Annotated in this window: 17 protein-coding genes and 1 other annotated feature; of the genes, 5 read left to right on the top strand and 12 right to left on the bottom strand. The window is 45.9% G+C overall.

The window, feature by feature from the left end:
* The first annotated feature begins 10 nt into the window (after positions 1–10).
* Genes D1Z90_RS12590 through D1Z90_RS12600 form a run of 3 tightly spaced genes read left to right on the top strand, consistent with a single transcriptional unit; the run spans position 11 to position 3,207 of the window.
* Positions 11–1,171, top strand: a complete 1,161-nt coding sequence (locus tag D1Z90_RS12590) for an HlyD family secretion protein (RefSeq protein ID WP_119911127.1) — start codon at positions 11–13, stop codon at positions 1,169–1,171.
* Entirely contained in the window at positions 1,161–2,198 is a 1,038-nt protein-coding gene (locus D1Z90_RS12595) for a DUF2955 domain-containing protein (RefSeq protein ID WP_119911128.1), read from the top strand. The genes D1Z90_RS12590 and D1Z90_RS12595 overlap by 11 nt, the downstream gene beginning before the upstream one ends.
* Positions 2,191–3,207, top strand: a complete 1,017-nt coding sequence (locus D1Z90_RS12600; protein WP_119911129.1) for a helix-turn-helix domain-containing protein — start codon at positions 2,191–2,193, stop codon at positions 3,205–3,207. The genes D1Z90_RS12595 and D1Z90_RS12600 overlap by 8 nt, the downstream gene beginning before the upstream one ends.
* A 95-nt stretch (positions 3,208–3,302) precedes the next feature.
* Here the strand turns inward: D1Z90_RS12600 and D1Z90_RS12615 are convergent, their stop codons facing one another.
* Entirely contained in the window at positions 3,303–5,366 is a 2,064-nt protein-coding gene (locus D1Z90_RS12615) for a chitinase (protein ID WP_198419171.1), read from the bottom strand.
* Positions 5,367–6,218: 852 nt separating this feature from the next.
* Here D1Z90_RS12615 and D1Z90_RS12620 point away from each other — a divergent pair.
* Positions 6,219–6,464, top strand: coding sequence for an HP1242/YdcH family protein (locus D1Z90_RS12620; protein WP_119911130.1), 246 nt, complete (start codon positions 6,219–6,221; stop codon positions 6,462–6,464).
* 383 nt (positions 6,465–6,847) lie between these two features.
* Here the strand turns inward: D1Z90_RS12620 and D1Z90_RS12625 are convergent, their stop codons facing one another.
* The 11 genes from D1Z90_RS12625 to hisG form a co-directional block, all read right to left on the bottom strand.
* On the bottom strand, positions 6,848–7,822 hold the full coding sequence (locus D1Z90_RS12625; RefSeq protein ID WP_198419173.1) for a TAXI family TRAP transporter solute-binding subunit: 975 nt from the start codon (positions 7,820–7,822) through the stop codon (positions 6,848–6,850).
* A 9-nt stretch (positions 7,823–7,831) separates the two neighbouring features.
* On the bottom strand, positions 7,832–8,005 hold the full coding sequence (locus D1Z90_RS21320) for a hypothetical protein (RefSeq protein ID WP_158587130.1): 174 nt from the start codon (positions 8,003–8,005) through the stop codon (positions 7,832–7,834).
* Between the two features lie 16 nt (positions 8,006–8,021).
* Positions 8,022–8,801, bottom strand: coding sequence for a hypothetical protein (locus tag D1Z90_RS12630; RefSeq protein WP_119911131.1), 780 nt, complete (start codon positions 8,799–8,801; stop codon positions 8,022–8,024).
* A gap of 209 nt (positions 8,802–9,010) precedes the next feature.
* Positions 9,011–9,643 carry a bifunctional phosphoribosyl-AMP cyclohydrolase/phosphoribosyl-ATP diphosphatase HisIE gene (gene hisIE, locus D1Z90_RS12635; RefSeq protein ID WP_119911132.1) on the bottom strand — a complete coding sequence of 211 codons (633 nt, stop codon included), beginning with the start codon at positions 9,641–9,643 and terminating at the stop codon, positions 9,011–9,013.
* Positions 9,640–10,413 (bottom strand): imidazole glycerol phosphate synthase subunit HisF, encoded by a 774-nt coding sequence (gene hisF / locus D1Z90_RS12640; protein WP_119911133.1) that lies wholly within the window; start codon positions 10,411–10,413, stop codon positions 9,640–9,642. The genes hisIE and hisF overlap by 4 nt, the downstream gene beginning before the upstream one ends.
* A gap of 2 nt (positions 10,414–10,415) precedes the next feature.
* Positions 10,416–11,162, bottom strand: coding sequence for a 1-(5-phosphoribosyl)-5-[(5-phosphoribosylamino)methylideneamino]imidazole-4-carboxamide isomerase (gene hisA, locus D1Z90_RS12645; protein WP_119911134.1), 747 nt, complete (start codon positions 11,160–11,162; stop codon positions 10,416–10,418).
* Positions 11,163–11,765, bottom strand: coding sequence for an imidazole glycerol phosphate synthase subunit HisH (hisH, locus tag D1Z90_RS12650; RefSeq protein ID WP_119911135.1), 603 nt, complete (start codon positions 11,763–11,765; stop codon positions 11,163–11,165). It lies immediately after the preceding gene.
* Positions 11,766–11,767: 2 nt separating this feature from the next.
* The gene (hisB, locus tag D1Z90_RS12655) at positions 11,768–12,841 is read right to left on the bottom strand and encodes a bifunctional histidinol-phosphatase/imidazoleglycerol-phosphate dehydratase HisB (RefSeq protein WP_119911136.1); all 1,074 of its coding nucleotides are present in this window, start codon (positions 12,839–12,841) and stop codon (positions 11,768–11,770) included.
* A 70-nt stretch (positions 12,842–12,911) separates the two neighbouring features.
* Complete coding sequence (gene hisC, locus D1Z90_RS12660) at positions 12,912–13,970, bottom strand: histidinol-phosphate transaminase (protein WP_119911137.1); 1,059 nt, start codon at positions 13,968–13,970, stop codon at positions 12,912–12,914.
* Between the two features lie 4 nt (positions 13,971–13,974).
* The gene (hisD, locus tag D1Z90_RS12665) at positions 13,975–15,267 is read right to left on the bottom strand and encodes a histidinol dehydrogenase (RefSeq protein ID WP_119911138.1); all 1,293 of its coding nucleotides are present in this window, start codon (positions 15,265–15,267) and stop codon (positions 13,975–13,977) included.
* A gap of 2 nt (positions 15,268–15,269) precedes the next feature.
* Positions 15,270–16,169, bottom strand: a complete 900-nt coding sequence (gene hisG / locus D1Z90_RS12670; RefSeq protein ID WP_119911139.1) for an ATP phosphoribosyltransferase — start codon at positions 16,167–16,169, stop codon at positions 15,270–15,272.
* 21 nt (positions 16,170–16,190) lie between these two features.
* Positions 16,191–16,319: a sequence feature (His leader region), on the bottom strand.
* 187 nt (positions 16,320–16,506) lie between these two features.
* On the opposite strand from hisG, the gene D1Z90_RS12675 reads away from it, so the two are divergent.
* Positions 16,507–16,725 (top strand): hypothetical protein, encoded by a 219-nt coding sequence (locus tag D1Z90_RS12675; protein ID WP_119911140.1) that lies wholly within the window; start codon positions 16,507–16,509, stop codon positions 16,723–16,725.
* Positions 16,726–16,752 lie beyond the last annotated feature (27 nt).

A 16,752-nucleotide genomic window follows, 5' to 3' on the forward strand; every position in this document is an offset into this window, starting at 1 on the left:
GGAATCAAGTATGGCCTCATCAGACCAGAAACAGAGCGATGCTGCTGAGCAAAAAGCAGAAAATGCAGCGACCAGTGAAGACACAGCGCAAGCACCTGAAAAGGGCGAGAAGACGTCAAAGATCAAAAAGATTACTAATTACATTCTGTTGGTACTTGTGGCCTTTTTTATTTTCCATCTGGTCGCAGATCGCTTTATTCCATCAACTGACTTAGCTCGTGTACGCGGCTATGTGGTGCCGATTGCACCGCAAGTCTCAGCCGACGTTATTGAGATAGTGGCTGAGCCAAATAAACCTTTAGTCGCCGGAGACACGCTGGTCCGCTTAGACCCGACCGATTTTGAAATCGCAGTGAAACAAGCGAAAGAGGCGGTGCAACAAGCAGAGCAGGGGGTGGGTGCGCAAACCGCAGCGGTTGTGTCGGCCGATGCCAAAGTCAGCCAGGCGGATGCCAATTTGCGTAATGCTGAAGCGCAATATAAGCGCGTAATGTCGTTGGTAAAAAAAGGGGTGATGTCTGAGTCTGACAAAGACAAAGCCAACGCTGGTTTAGTCGGTGCTCGTGCCGGTCTTGCTAGCGCCAAAGCTGAATTAGCCAAAGCCAAAGAACAATTGGGCGAAGAAGGTGAAAACAACAGTCAATTACAATCGGCCATTTTGGCGTTGCAAAAAGCAGAACTGGATTTATCCCGTACATCGATTGTCGCACCTTCTCAAGGCGCGGTGTCGAACTTTAAATTAGACGTGGGCTATCGCGCCAATATTGGTCAGCCGTTAATGACGTTCATTTCCAGTGAGCGAGTATGGATGGAAGCTTACTTTCGAGAAAACAGTTTAGGTAACCTGAAACCCGGTGACCAAGTGGATATTGCCTTAGACTTTGCTCCTGGTAAAGTGTTCTCCGGCACGATTTCTCACATTGACTACGGCATTGATTGGGGTCAAAACGAAGTGGCGGGTAAGTTGATGCAAGTATCGTCGCAAACGGGTTGGTTACGTGATACCCAGCGGTTCCCGGTCACCATAGTATTTGATAATGATGACTCTGTGGGTTACCGCCGCGTAGGGGGGCAAGCGGATGTGATGGCTTACAGCGAACAAGCTACTTTATTAAGGCCGATTGGTAAAATCTGGATCCACTTCTTAAGTTGGTTATCTTATGTCCGTTAACGCGGTTGCCACTGAAGAGCAGATCCTGCGGCGCAGAATTTTACGCTTCACCATAGGCATGACGTTGGCTGTGGGGATCACTGCTCTTTTCAATTGGCCATTGGCGTACGTTGCGCCGGTATTTTTGGCGAAATTTTTAATTGATCGCCAAGCGCCTACCGTACAAACCGTGTATGAATTGATCATATCCATGATGGTCACGGTGGCAATCGCCTGGTTTACAACTGTAGGGTTAACTCAATACCCCAGCTTGTTAATGCCTCTTATTGCGGTGCTTATGGTGTGGTCTTACTATTTGTTTACCGACCCTAAGTGGAACTTTTTTGCCACGATCATGTTGATGGCGTGTTTGCTAGTGCCTTACATGGCGATTATTGATCCTGGTGCAGGCATGTTTGTGGGGGTTGGCTTAAGCGGTGCAGGGGTGGTCGCCGTGGTGCTGTTCACCTTATTGCATTTGTTTTACCCAGATCTGGCGCCGGTTCGAGACAGTCATGCACAAGCGATGCAAAGTAAATCAGAGCGCTTGTTTGAGTCGTGTAAAGCTTTACTGCTTTCATTCCCTGTGATTTGTTATTTTTACACGTTTGAGGTGTCTGGGGCAATATTGACGATGATTTTCATTGCCTTGTTATCCTTGCAAACAGCAGGCAAGAAAAGCGTAAAAATCAGCATGTTCATGCTGTTAACTAATATAATTGGCGGCATTATTGCCATCCTCATTTATAACATCGTGACCTTTGTGCCTGTCATCGGTTTTTACCTTGGCATTATATTTTTGGTGTCCCTTGTCTTCTCCCAGAAGATGTACAGCATGCCTGAAAAGGCGCCAATATTTTCGACAATTTACAGCACCTTATTGGTGTTAGTAAGCTCGACGATGGCTTCTACCGGCAAAGACGTCGATACCAATTTTTATTTGCGTATTGCCCAAATTGGCTTAGCGTGTATCTACCTAATTATTGTGTCGTATTTTATTGATTCTCGTGATTGGAAAATTTTAAAACGGGCCTCGGCTAATGACTAATGCAGTTAATCGCAGCCAGGATATTCCGTTATTTTTAACGGAATACACGGTGTCTTTTGTTCGCATGCTACAAAAGATGGGAGAAGATATTTATCCTATCTTAGAGCAAGCGGGCCTGCCTCATAATTTGTTTGAAAACGAATACCAATACGTGCCAGAAGAGCCGGTGCAAAAGCTCTTAACTATCATGTCGCAAAAGATGAGCTCGCAATATTGCCAGATAATGCGTGAGCAATGTCGTACCGAATATGTGCCTAATTATTTGCGCCGCTTTTATGCTCAAAGCACTGTTGAGCAAGCGATTGAGCAATATATCTTGTATATTCAAGTCGACTCGCCGCAAGCAAAATTATCGCTTAAACATCTGGCGGGTAAACATTACTTTATTCGTGAGAAAACCAAGCAAAATCAAGCCTGGTTTGCAATTGCGGAACAGTTTGCGTTGATCTTTATGATTGAGCTAGTGCGAGGGCTGACCCATTCAGGTTGGATGCCTGAAGATGTCGGTTTGCAAACCGATGATTTGTCTGGGCTCAAAAGTGTATTGGATTTCAGTCAATCACGAGTTTTCACTGGCCGCTCGGCAACCGTTATTTCAATCCAGAAAGACGTTTTACAGATGCCTGCAAGAGTGGCAGTGCAGTGGCAACCTCAAAGCGAACGGCCTGCGCCTGTGAGTGGTTTTTTAGACACCTTTCGACTAGCTTTGTTGCCGTATCTGAGCTTAGGCAGAATGTCTATCAAAGAGGCTGCAGATCGTTTAGGCATGAGTGCTAGAACCCTTCAAAGGCGGTTAAAACAAGAACAAGTGACCTATTCTGAGCTGGTGGATGAAATACTGCTAAATAACGCGTGTGCTATGATGCGTGATAAACACATATCGGTAACACGTATCTCTGCTGCTCTGGGTTATTCTGATGTAGCGCATTTTTCCCGCGCCTTTAAACGGTTAAAAGGAGTGTCACCGCGCGTATATCGGGCTAGGTTGCAGCATGAAAAAGAAGACTAGGTTAATCCCTGATAATAACTTGTAGAAGTGTGACAAATAACCCTCATAAAAAAAGCCTTGCTCATCAGCAAGGCTTTTTGCTTTAACCTAATTGGTTATAGTTTTTTCCACACGCCCCACTGGCCAGACTCTGCAGGGTTTTTACCTTGCGTCCACCACTGTGCTTCGTATGTTACACCGTTAACAACCACTTGGTCGCCACTGGTGTAGATAGAGTTAGCATTCCAAGTCGTGTTACCTGCATCAGGTGCTTGAGTTGGCGCTGGTGTTACCACAGGTGCAGGCTCAGCTGTGACAGGAGCTTGCGATGGTGGAAGAATTGCCGGTGCACCATTACAAGAAATCTCTTCCCAGAACCAGTTAGTGGCTGTTGGAGATTCCCATACACCTGGGTTGTTTTTAGCAACAAAACATTTACCTAGGTGAGTCACTTTGTCACCGTTGGCAGCTTTAGTAGAGCCTGCTTGCCATTGGATGAAGTCACCTGAAACTGGCTCTTGGGTCGGTGCTAAAGTTGGCGCAACCGTTGGCGCTACTGTTGGCGCAACCGTTGGTGCTACTGTTGGTGCAACCGTTGGTGCTACTGTTGGTGCAACCGTTGGTGCTACTGTTGGTGCAACCGTTGGTGCAACAGTAGGCTGAGGCGCTGCCGTTGGTGCAACGGTTGGCTGCGGCGCAATAGTTGGTTCGATTGATACAACTGGCGTTGGTTCAACAGCACCAATCAACTGCCATGGGCCGCCTAGGCTTGGATTGTCGCCTTGAGTGTACCATTTAGCTAAGTAAGTGTTGCCTTCAAATACCACTTCTTCACCGCCACGGTAAACTTTGTTTACATCCCAGCCTGCGTTGCCACCACCTGGCTCACCTGTTGGCATTGGCGTAGGTACTTCATTATCTGCAACCACGCGCACTTCAGGCCAGTTGGCGTGAGAGCCGTAGAAGTTGGTAACACATTTTTCGTAATCGCCAGGAACTAGCGCAGAATATGCTGTTTGGAAACCAACTAGCTCACACTCAAAAGATTGACCTTCTGGACGATCAGAGTAGTACTTCCAGTTACCGTCCCAGTTGGTGTAAAGCACGTCCGTGGCACCGTTAAGGTTGATGCTGCCGTATGGCGTTTGCTGGTAACAAGTGTTCTTTTCGTCTGCTTCAACAGGGATCTGGTAATATTCAGCTAAACCTTCCCAGTAACGAATACGGTTAACGGGTTGTCCTTTGTTTTTGTTTTGCTCACCACACTCGATACCACCGTTGATCACGTTGATAGTGGTACCAAAACCGTAGCCAATACCTGCAGCAATTTCACGCTCAGACGGCACCCAAGTGCGGTCAATCACGTGCAACATAGCTGGCTTAGGCGCTTGTGGCGTCAAGAAGAACCAAATAGCCGAAGCCAAGTTCAACCATGAATCTGCCACAAGTCCTGGGTTGTCTAGCAACACGGTAGCATCGCCGTCAAACATGACTTCAGAGAATGCGCCATAGTTGAAATGGTAAGAAAGCTGCTTAGCACCACGACCGAAGTAACCTTGGCCAGGTGAACAAGGCCAACGTTCGTTTTGCCAGTCGTTTTGTCCACAACCCGTAGTGTAACCTTCTTGTCCTTCAGCCCAGCCCATTTCACGAACGTGTACTAGGGCTTGTTGCCATTCTTCTAGACGTAGTGGGTTGTCTGATACGTTATCGATAGCAATGTGGCCACCGGTCTCTTGTGAGAAGTGTGCAAACGCGGTAACGATGGACTTCTTACAAATGAAATCTGAATCACGGCCGTCGGTGTACTCGCCACAAAAAGCAGGGAATTTACCAATGGCGCGAAGAAAGCGCGTGTACGTGTATTCTGGAGCAGCCATTTGCGTGAGGAAGTCCCATTCTGACTGAGGGAATACTCGTTCAACGCGTTTCACGTTTTCGGGGTTACTGCTTAAGCCTGGTTCGATAGCTTCAACAACGGTATTAGGACGTGTTTCTAACGCTTTGGCCCAAACATCGTACATAGGATCAAGTGTTTTGGCATCTTCAGCCCCTTGAATTTCGCCTTGCGCAACGATGTAACCGGTTGGGTTGGTTGGATCTGGCTGTGGGTTCATTGCGTATGCGTTAGCTGCAATGCCACATCCTATCAGGGTAGATAGTAGTGTGCGTTTAAACATGTGGGTAATTCCTTTTTATATACCAATTATGGTTTCCATGGTCGCGTATTGCTTTAGGGCAATGGCGCGATAATGCGCTATAGAGCAGTTTGTTTACCAAGGTACAAAAAGATAGGCCCGAAGAAAAAGGTACAAAAAGGAAGTCGATCTATTCCTTGTGCAGTCTTCATATCCATCCTTGGTTGAAATTCAGCCAAACCTTCCTGGTTACGTGCTGTTTCACTCACTTTATCTATAAGTGCAACTATTAACTTTAATAGCCTTGAAAAAAGGGTGCAATAGCCATTTTTACTGATTTATTTCGATTAAATAGATAATTGAAGTGTATATGACTGCTTTTGTCGTGTTATAAATTGATTATTTGCTATATTTCTTCTCTATTTTGATTTATATGGAATTTAATGCTGTCACCTGGGGTAACGGGACTTTATATTTATGTTAGCTGCGTCAAGTTTTTATCTGTTTGAAATTTAAACGATGTCATAATTTTGCAATAAATAGATATATCGCCTAATGCTAGTATCTTAATGGTTAATATAAAACCGTCTAATTGATTTTACTCTTTGCCTAAATATTATACTTAACTGGTTGTTTTTTAGTCACAATATGGAGTGTGATTGGGTAAATGACATCATGCTAAAGTGTGGGTTGCGGGCGCTAGATAGGCCGTGGAACTGTATTTTGTACTGTTTTTTATATCAGTAATACCCAACGGCAAGAGACTTTTGCTCAGCCTGACAAAGCAGTTGTTGCCATCTATGCTTATGATCGCGGTTGTGTCATTGCAAATGAATACTGCGCATTTTGATCACGCCGTTTATCAATGTTAATTGCAAAACTATTGGGGGAAATATGTTAGGTGAAAGTCACGCGTTGGTAATTGATTTTCCGATGTTAAAAGATGAAATCATCGCACTGAACAACAGCGATGGCGGATTTAAAATTCAAGCAGAGGTTTATCATAAGCTTGATTTTGAAATCAGAGAGCTTGAGCTTAAAGGATCACCGGTGAATGATGACTACATGCATCAACTCAAGCAAAAACGTTCGCAGTTAAAAGATAACTTGTACCAAATCTTGCAACAGCACAAAAAATAAGCCTACTTGGCAAAGCTTTTGCTTTGCCGCTGCGTTTGTGCTGTAAACAACAGCGATAAGCCTATTCAATAGTTAGTTCAACCGCGTTTTGTTTACGCTTTTAATCAAGGCATGCCTTCGAACCAAAGTACTGTTCTCGGTCACTATTGTTGACTAATGCCGCTCAGCCAATAACGTATCAAGGGAAATGAGCGAAGACGGTGCCGCAGCCGAGAGTTTGGCTTACCTTGTGTGAGAGCCTGGTCTGATGCAGGTAAATGTATTTGAGTCGAGTCAAGTTAGCTGAGTATTTCAGCACTATCAGGTAAAACGGTTAGTGAAGGCACAAGCACTTAAAGCATGGGACTTGCCTCTTAGGCTTAATAGCCTAAGAGGCATACTACCTAATATGTTGCGGCTTGGGCAGACTCTTCAATCAAAGGGAAATAGCTCCAGTCTACTTGGCCTTCATCTTCGATAAAATCATAAACCGAAGACCACAGTGGGTTAGTGTCCGGATCATCCGCCAAGTCGGCGATGTTATCATTAATACAAGTGGCCAACTCACTCATGTGAGTATTTCTACTCTGTTTACGGAAGGACTTCCCTATCAATAGTGCCCTTACACCTACCGTGGCTACACTTTGTACTTTACCGTTTACTTGGTAATTGACCACTTGCTTTGAGTAAAAACCTGCTTGCTCAGCAATCTCATGGTAGTTTAATGATACAAGGTGATAGCGACCCGTTTTAAGCAAGTCTTCGACAGGCTTGTAAGGGTGGCCTCCAACTAATACTAATGGCAGCTTAGGGTTAACGCGTTTGTCGGCAGGCAGGTCTACCACTTTAAGGTTCAATTTGAAAAAGTAACTAAGGGCTTCAGCTGAGACAATAGAGCCACCCCATGAGGCAACTTGTTGGTCCTTCAACATATCTAGACTGATTTTGGCCACTTTCTTATCATCGAACAATGAGTCTAACCAACCTTGTTTGGCTGTCTTTGGCTGGTAGCCTTTTGGGATCAACAGGTGCACTGCTTCTTCATGCATGCCGGTAATAACCTTTAAGCGGTTCTTATTTACCTTACGAGGTGAGCGCTTAGCGTGGTAGTTTAATACATCTTCTTGCACCACACCGATAGAATACACCTTGTTGCCTAACCCCATAAGGTTTTCGACCGAGCCACTGGAGTACAAAACAGACAGTGAAGCGTCGGTGAGGTAATCATCATTACAATAACTGGCAATATCCGACGCCATGGAGTAGTAATTTCCTGTTGGACTGCCACTGCCTAACTTTATTTCTTTGGCCTGGGCAGACATCGAGAAACCCGAGGCGATACTTGCTGCTAGGCAAAGAGCATATTTAATAGATTTCATTATTATTTCCTAAAATGGGCTGTCGGTTTGATAATCACTGTCGTGGTAACTGGGCTCCGCCGAGTCACTGCCGCTGCCTGTTATGCCAGCCACTATGCCAATGAGAATGACGAGGGTAAAAATTACCGCAAGCACAACTTGCATGATAATGGTGGCTTTGCTGACGTTTTTGCTGGTGCTCAAAGTAAACTCCTAGGCCTTACTGCTGATCAATTTCATAGTCGGAAACGGAGTTTTCAATGCTCACCATTGCTTGGTGAAACTCTCCTTCAATGCTGGCAAAAGCCTCTAAACCAAGCAATTCTTCAAGCTTGTTACCTGAGGTCGCAGCGGCAAAGTTCATCGCTTCACCGACAATGTCACTGAACTCAGCCATGTCTTTGTAACAAGCCACTTTCTTTTCAAAAGCTTTGTTAGACTTTGCTGCGCGATCAACGTTGGTGCGGATTGCCTGATAAGCATTTTCTACCTTTTGTAGCATTTCAGCTTTTACTTGGTAGTTGCTGTCCGTATTAGGGTTGGACTTGGCCAGTTTACTTTGCAGCTTTTTTACGTAGCCGCCCATTTTATCCCTTGATGCTCTGGCATGCTTTAAACGCTCTGCGCCTTGTAATACCAGGCTGTCTAATTGGCGGGTGTTATTTTCTCTGGCTTCATCAATCATTTTCTGAAGCACAAAGTTCTGCGTTTTTTGTTTTACTAGTGGATCCATGGCTTTCAGAAAACGCAGCCCGTAGAACAACGCGAGCGCAGCACCCACAGCAATGAATAATGCCAATACGCCTTGGATGATCTGAAGTAAAAACAGCCCAAGTAGTAATGAGCCTGCGACAGCAAGGCAAGCAAAAGCGATATTACGAGCCGTGGCCGTAATGGGGGTGGTCTGCTTTTCGCGTATTTCCGCAATGGCGTGATTGCTTTGCTCAAGTACATTGGCAAAGGTGTTAGAGATTGTTGACTCAGTAGTGAAAGTGGTCATTGAACCGCCAAATATTACAAAAGCGCTAGTTTATTTATATTTGACCATTACTTCAATCTAAAGGCTTTTAAATCAACATTTAATACTGACTAACTTTGTATTTTGTGATGTTTATTTGAGTATTTAGGCGCCACAGTGAGTGACAAAAAGCGCATAAAAAAAGCCGCAAGCGATGCGGCTTTTTAAGTTTCGTAAAAGCAAATGCTCAGTTAGAAACGCACCGCTTTTTTACCGTGACGAGACTTAAGCTGGTTCACAACTTCTTCCAGCGCAACGCCTTCGTTTTGTAATAAGACCGTGAGGTGATATATCAAATCGGCACTTTCACAAATAAGCTCTTCGCGATCTTTTGCCATGGCCGCAAGTGCCACTTCAACGCCTTCTTCACCCACTTTTTGGGAGATGCGTTTAGTGCCTTTGCTAAACAGTTTAGCGGTGTAGCTTTCACTTGGATCGGCGTCTTTACGCTCTGCTAGAAATTGCTCTAAGTGTGCAATAAATGTCATTGCAGGTTGCTGGGTATTCTCAAAACAGCTGACGTTACCTAAATGGCACGTTGGCCCAATAGGGTTCGCTGTGATCAACAAGGTATCCTTGTCACAGTCAGCGGTGATTTCAACCACTTTCAAAAAGTGACCTGAAGTTTCCCCTTTACACCAGAGACGGCTTTTGGTGCGACTGTAGAAAGTAACATTGCCAGACTCCATGGTGGCTGCAAGTGCTTCTTGGTTAACGTAACCTAGCATTAATACTTGAGCTGACACTGCATCTTGCACGATCACTGGCATTAAGCCGTCGACTTTATCCCAATCAAGGGCGTTCAGTTGTTGTTCATCCATCATAATCTTATTTCAACACCTTGATCTTTTAGGTAGCTCTTTAGTTCACCAATATTGATAATGGCCTTGTGAAAAACGCTGGCAGCGAGGGCACCATCAACGTCGGCTTGCTTAAATACGTCAGCAAAATGCAGCATTTCACCGGCGCCGCCAGAGGCAATCAGGGGCACTGTACAAATATCTCGTACCCGGCCCAGTTGTTCTAAATCGTAACCACAACGCACGCCATCTTGGTTCATCACGTTTAGTACGATTTCCCCCGCGCCGCGGCTTTGCACTTCTTTCACCCAATCAAACGTATTCCAGTGGGTGGTGCGAGTGCGCGACTCATCGCCGGTAAACTGTTTCACTTGATAGGTTTTGCTTTCTTCGCAGTAGTAAGAGTCGATACCGACTACGATACATTGAACGCCAAACTTATCCGCTAAACGGTTAATCAGAGAGGGGTCAGCCAGAGCCGGTGAGTTTATGGATACTTTGTCTGCGCCAAACTCAAGTACTCGCTTGGCATCTTCTTCGGTTTTGATGCCGCCGGCGACACAAAACGGAATGTCGATGACTTCCGCAACGCGGCTGACCCAAGATTTGTCTACCACGCGGGCATCCGAACTGGCTGTAATATCATAAAAAACCAGCTCGTCAGCACCTTCTTCAGCGTAGCGGGCGGCTAATGGCACGATATCACCAACGATTTCATGATTGCGAAATTTAACGCCTTTTACGACTTTGCCGTCTTTGACATCTAAACAAGGAATAATACGTCTTGCTAGCATGATTAAGCTCCTGCGTGCTCATTCCAACAAGCAATCGCTTGCTCTACGTTAAACTTACCTTCAAGCAGGGCACGGCCTACGATCACGCCGTCAGCACCTGATTTCGCAACCGCCGCAATATCATCAATGCCGCCAATGCCGCCAGACGCTTGCCACAAGATGTTTGGGAATTGTTGTTTTAGTTCAGCGTATAGCTCTACGTTTGAGCCAGCAAGTGTGCCATCACGAGAAATATCAGTACACAAGACATGTTTAAGGCCAGCAGGGGCGTAGATATCAATCAAGCTTTCGATGGTTTGGCCACTGGCTTCTTGCCAGCCGGCGATAGCAACAATTTTATTGCCTTGCTCATCAATGTTGATATCCAAAGCCAGCACGATATGCTCTGCGCCGTATTTTTTCATCCACTCAACCACGACTTCAGGTTGTTTTACTGCGGTTGAGCCAATCACAACGCGCTGGGCACCGGCATCTAATAAATCAATGACGTCTTGCTCGCTGCGCACGCCGCCGCCAATTTGAATTTTAGCTGGAGTGTTTTTGATCAATGACGCAATCACGTCAAGTTGGCGTTTGGTGACGTCTTTGGCGCCGTCAAGGTCCACCAAGTGTAACCAGTCAGCACCTTGACTGTTGTAGTCGTTAAATTGACTTTGCGGATCATCGCCATAAATGGTTTTTTGAGCGTAATCACCTTGGTATAAACGGACAATTTTACCGTCGATTAAATCTAATGCTGGGATGATCATTTATAGCTCCAAAAAGTTCTTAATAAGTTGGGCGCCAGCTTTACCGCTGCGCTCAGGGTGAAACTGCACCCCGTAGAAATTGTTTTTACCCACTGCCGCAGTAAATGGACTGCCGTATTCACAACTGGCGATAGTGCATTCATTCACTGCCAACGCGTAAGAGTGAACAAAGTAGAAATACGTGCCCGCTGGGATGTCTTTAAACAACGGGTGGTTGGCCTCTGGCGTGATTTGGTTCCAACCCATGTGCGGTAAACGCAGTTTACCTACTTGCATTTTATCTATGCTACCAGGCACTACACCTAAGGTATCGAGTTGACCTTCTTGAGAAAATTTAGCCATTAGCTGCATGCCTAAACAAATGCCAAGCACAGGTTGAGTCAAGTTTTTCACTTGCTCAACTAAATCGCGCTCAACAAAGTTTTTCATGGCTTCTTTGGCAGTGCCTACGCCTGGCAAGAACAGCTTATCTGCGCTTTGTAGCACGCTTGGCTCTTTTGACACGATCACTTGATAGCCTAAACGCTCAATGGCAAACTTAACTGAAGATAAGTTGGCGCAGCCAGTATCTATGATGACGATGTTTGAATCTTGTTGCGACATGGTTATAACACACCTTTACTCGATGGCATTTCATTGCCTTCTTTTTTGACACATTGGCGCAGGGTTCGACCGAAGGCTTTAAATAAGCCTTCAACCATGTGGTGGGTATTACCGCCATCAACCTTTAGATTCAAGGTTGCGCCCAATGTTTGGCTTAACGAATGGAAGAAGTGCTCAACCATTTCTGTCGCCATTGCGCCGACCATGTCACGGGGGAAGTCAGCATGAAATGTTAAGTATGGGCGACCAGATAAGTCCATTGAGCAGCTGGCTTCGCATTCATCCATTGGCAATACAAAACCAAAACGGCCGATGCCACGTTTATCGCCTAATGCATCTCGCAGCGCTTGACCAAGTGCCAGTGCTGTGTCTTCTACGCTGTGGTGGTCGTCGATATGTAAATCACCTTCCACTTTCATTTTTAGCTGGATACCGCCATGGGTGGCGATTTGGTCTAGCATGTGATCAAAGAAATCAATGCCGGTACTGATTTCGTTACCACCACTTTGGTCTAAGTCAACGGCGACGTCGATATTGGTTTCTTTTGTTACGCGAGTCACGTGGCCAGTACGATTGCCTTTGTTAAGTAATTTGTCTGCAATCGCGTTCCAACCTAACGTTTGAGTATTATATTGAATACCTTCTAGGCCCATATTTTCAGCCAGTTGAACATCGGTAATGCGATCGCCGATGACGTAAGAGTCAGAAAAATCAATGCGACCCGATTTTAAGTAGTCTTTCACCATGCCAAGCTTTGGTTTACGACAGTTACAGTCATCTTCAGTAAAGTGTGGACACAGTAATACGTCTTCAAACTTGACCCCTTGGCTAGCAAAGATTTCCATCATGGCGTCTTGCGGAATATCAAAATCTTGCTGCGGGTAGCTATCGGTGCCTAAACCGTCTTGGTTGCTGACAATCACTAAAACGTAGCCAGCATCTTGCAGCTTAAGTAGGTTCGGGATGACGTAGGGCTCTAGCTTGAGTTTTTCTAAGCTGTCTACTTGTTTATCTGTGATCGGCTCGTCGATTAGCGTGCCGTCGCGGTCGATAAAAAGGAATCTTTCCTTGCTCATTGATTACTTCTCCATCTGCTTAAGTGGAAGCAGAATAAAAAAGCCGCATGGGTCGATGCGGCTGATACTGTTAATTTAAGCTTTGCAGGGCGGTTAAGGTGGCATCCATTTCTGCGGATGATCCTACCGATAAGCGCACGCAGTTTTCCAGTCGTGGTTTATTTGCAAAATCTCGGGCAATGATACCCGCTGCAGCCATGGCGTCAAATGCCTGCTTTGAGTCTTTAAACCTTGCGAGCACAAAGTTCCCCGTTGCTGGGAAAACTTCGACAACACAACTGAGTTGTGACAAAGCATGCAGCAGTTGTTCACGAGTCGCATTGAGTGTGCTTACCCGCTCCTTCATGACTGCTAACCCTTGTTCTGAAAGTGCTTGAGTCGCAATTTGTGACACCGGCTCGGGAACGGGGTAGGGCGGAATGACTTTTTTCATCATTTCTATCACGCTGCTTTGGGCCAATGTGAAGCCGCAGCGGATAGCCGCTAAAGCAAAGGCTTTAGATAATGTGCGAGTGACCACTAAGTTTTCATATTGAGCAATTAAGCTAGCTTGAGATAACTCAGGGCAAAACTCAATATAAGCTTCGTCCACCACTATGATGGCTTTATTAGCTGATTTTTCAAGCAGTGCCAACAGTGCTTCGCGATCAAGCATATTGCCAGTAGGGTTGTTGGGCGCGCACAAAAATACCACTTTTACGCCCTCTAGGGCGTTGCCAACCGCTTCAAAGTCGACGTCAAAGTTGTCTAACAAAGGCACTTGTTTGATGGCGACACCGCAGGTCTCCGCGCTGACGCTGTACATACCATAAGTGGGCGGGCAGATCAGGATGCTGTCTTGGCCCGGTTCGCAGAAAGTGCGGATCAGCAGTTCAATACTTTCGTCTGCCCCCCGCGTGCTTAGTACTTGGTTGACATCAAGCTGAGCATAGGCCGCATAAGCTTGGATCAGTTCTGGCGGTTGAAATTCAGGGTAGCGATTAAGGCGATCACAGTTTAATTGGTACTCACTACAATCTGGCGCTTCGTTGGCGTTGATCCACACTTCACCTGTACCGCCAATTCGGCGAGCACTTTGGTAAGGTGTCAGCGCTTGTACGTCTTTACGCGCAAGTGATTCAATAGCCATGGTGTTACTTTCCTTCCAAAGCTTGCAAACGAATGGTTACTGCCCGTTTGTGGGCGTCTAGTCCTTCTGCATCCGCTAATCGAGTGACGGTACTGCCAAGGCCTTGCAAACCATCAGCAGTTAACTCTTGCACCGTGTAGCGTTTGACAAAATCTGCCATGCCTAAACTTGAATAGGTTTTGGTATAGCCATAAGTTGGCAACACGTGATTGGTGCCACTGGCGTAATCGCCAACCGACTCGGGTGTCCACGGACCAAGGAAAATGGAGCCTGCATTTAACAAACGACCGATTAAACTGCGTGGTTCGCGAGTTTGCACAATCAAATGCTCAGGGGCGTAGGTATTCGAAATCTCAACCGCTTGGTCTAGGCTTTCTGCAATAATTATCATGCTGTGGCCAAGAGCTTGCTCGGCAATTTCACGGCGTGAAAGCTGCGCTACTTGCTGCAATACTGCTTCTGCCGTTTTCTCTGCCACGATAGGACAGGTGGTCACCAGTACCGCTTGAGAGTCATGGCCGTGCTCGGCTTGAGACAATAAGTCAGATGCGATGAACGCAGGATTAGCGGTGTCATCGGCCAGCACTAAGACTTCTGACGGTCCCGCAGGCATATCAATCGCAGCGCCAGCAAAGTCCATGCTGACTTGACGTTTAGCTTCGGTGACAAATGCGTTCCCTGGGCCAAAGATCTTGTTTACTTTAGCGATGCTCTCGGTGCCATAAGCCATAGCGGCAATCGCTTGCGCGCCGCCAACGGTGAAAATTTCATCAACGCCGCAAATGCTTGCTGCGTATAAAATTTCATCGGCCAAAGGCGGGGGAGAACACAGCACCAAACGGTTACAACCTGCGAGCTGCGCCGGGGCACCTACCATTAGCACGGTTGACGGTAATGGCGCACTGCCACCAGGAATGTATAGGCCAACTGACTCAATGGCTTGGGTATGCATTTCACAGACCACGCCCGGCATGGTTTCCACCCGCACTGTGTCTTGGATTTGAGCTTGATGAAAAGCACGAATATGTTGATATGCTTTATCAATGGCTTGTTTTATATCATCGTCTAAGCGAGCAGACGCAGCATCCACGTCAGCAGCGCTGACTTGGATGTTGTCTGAAGACAGTTGATCAAACTTTTTAGTGTATTCGATCAGGGCTTCGTCGCCACGGTCACGGATATTAGCGATAATGTCCGTAACAATCGCGTTGATGTTGTCTGATGCATTGATTGCTGGGCGAGACAGCAAATTGCTTTGCTGCTTCTCGCTCAGAGTTTGCCAGTTAACCGTTAGCATGTTTACTCCATCATTTTCTCGATAGGTAATACTAGAATTGAGCTCGCGCCTAATTCTTTAAGTTGTTCCATTGTTTCCCAGAACAAGTTTTCTTTGCTAACAACATGAATGGCAACGGTATCGTCTGTGCCTGCTAGGGCTAATACGGTTGGCTTTTCTGAACCTGGAAGAAGGTCGATAACGCTTTCAAGTTGCGCTTTAGGCGCGTGTAGCATGATGTATTTGCTTTCACGTGCTTGTTGAACGCCTTGTGCACGCGTTAAAATTTTGTCGATAAGCGCTTGCTTGTCATCGTCCATTTGACCGGCAGATTTAATCAGCACTGCTTTTGAGCGATAGATCACTTCGGTCTCTTTCAGGCCGTTTGCTTCTAGAGTTGCACCGGTCGAAACTAGGTCACAAATTGCGTCAGCAAGACCCGCGCGAGGGGCGACTTCAACAGAGCCATTTAGCATGCATGAACTGAACGGCACGCCGGCTTTATCCATAAAGGTTTTCAAAATACCCGGGTAAGATGTTGCGATACGAAGGTCACGCAGTGATTCAGGGCCTTGGTAGTCAAAGTCTTCTGACACAGCTAAAGATAGACGACAGCCACCAAAGTCTAAACGCTTAAGGGTTTCACAAGCTGTTGGTTCGCCTGCAGCAGCGCGCAGCATGGTTTCTTCTTCTAATACGTTTTCACCGATGATACCAAGGTCAACAACGCCATCCATTACTAAGCCTGGGATATCGTCATCACGCACACGCAGTAAATCAACAGGCATGTTTTCACAATGGGCAATTAAGCGCTGCTCGCGCATGTTAATTTTGAGGCCACAGGCTTTCAGCATTTGCTGTGAGTCTTTGCTCAATCGGCCTGACTTTTGAATGGCGATACGTAATCGATTTTTATCTAACATATTGTTTCCTTACCCGCTAAAACGAAAAAACCCTCGGAGTTTGACCTTCCGAGGGTTTGAAATCTGATAAACCGCTGCTGGAAGTACCTCATCTATTAGTCTTCCAGCACCATACCTCCGGATGACTATTTCGGATGATGATGGTGATGATGTACTTTAAACATTGAGCGATTCATAAAGTCTTTTAATTGTTGATACAAAACATGCACACAATACCAATACAGGGTCAAATTGCAACTGGTTTTTCATAAAAAAACGCTGATGATAAAATTCACCTAAAATAAATATAAAGACGGCCGATAACGTAAGTAACAAAGGCAATAATAGGGGCAGATATATGGCTGGGCAAAGTTTAGTCAACAATGTGCTAAGTGCGCCACGCATTGTCGTCAAAGACAAAGACAGCACCATGAATATTAACAAAACGGAAGCCGGAGAAAAGCTGACGAAAAAAGATCGTAAGCACATTAAAACGCAAGCAAAAGGTAAGCATACCGACAAAGGCAAAGTAACACGTAGGCCTGAGCACGACGGCGACATCGATTTATTTGTATAAGCTTGTGCGGTTGGCGTGGTGTTGAGG

Origin of the sequence: Motilimonas pumila, assembly GCF_003596335.1 — a bacterium.
In the GTDB taxonomy this organism is placed as follows: Bacteria; Pseudomonadota; Gammaproteobacteria; order Enterobacterales; family CBDFNC01; genus Motilimonas; species Motilimonas pumila.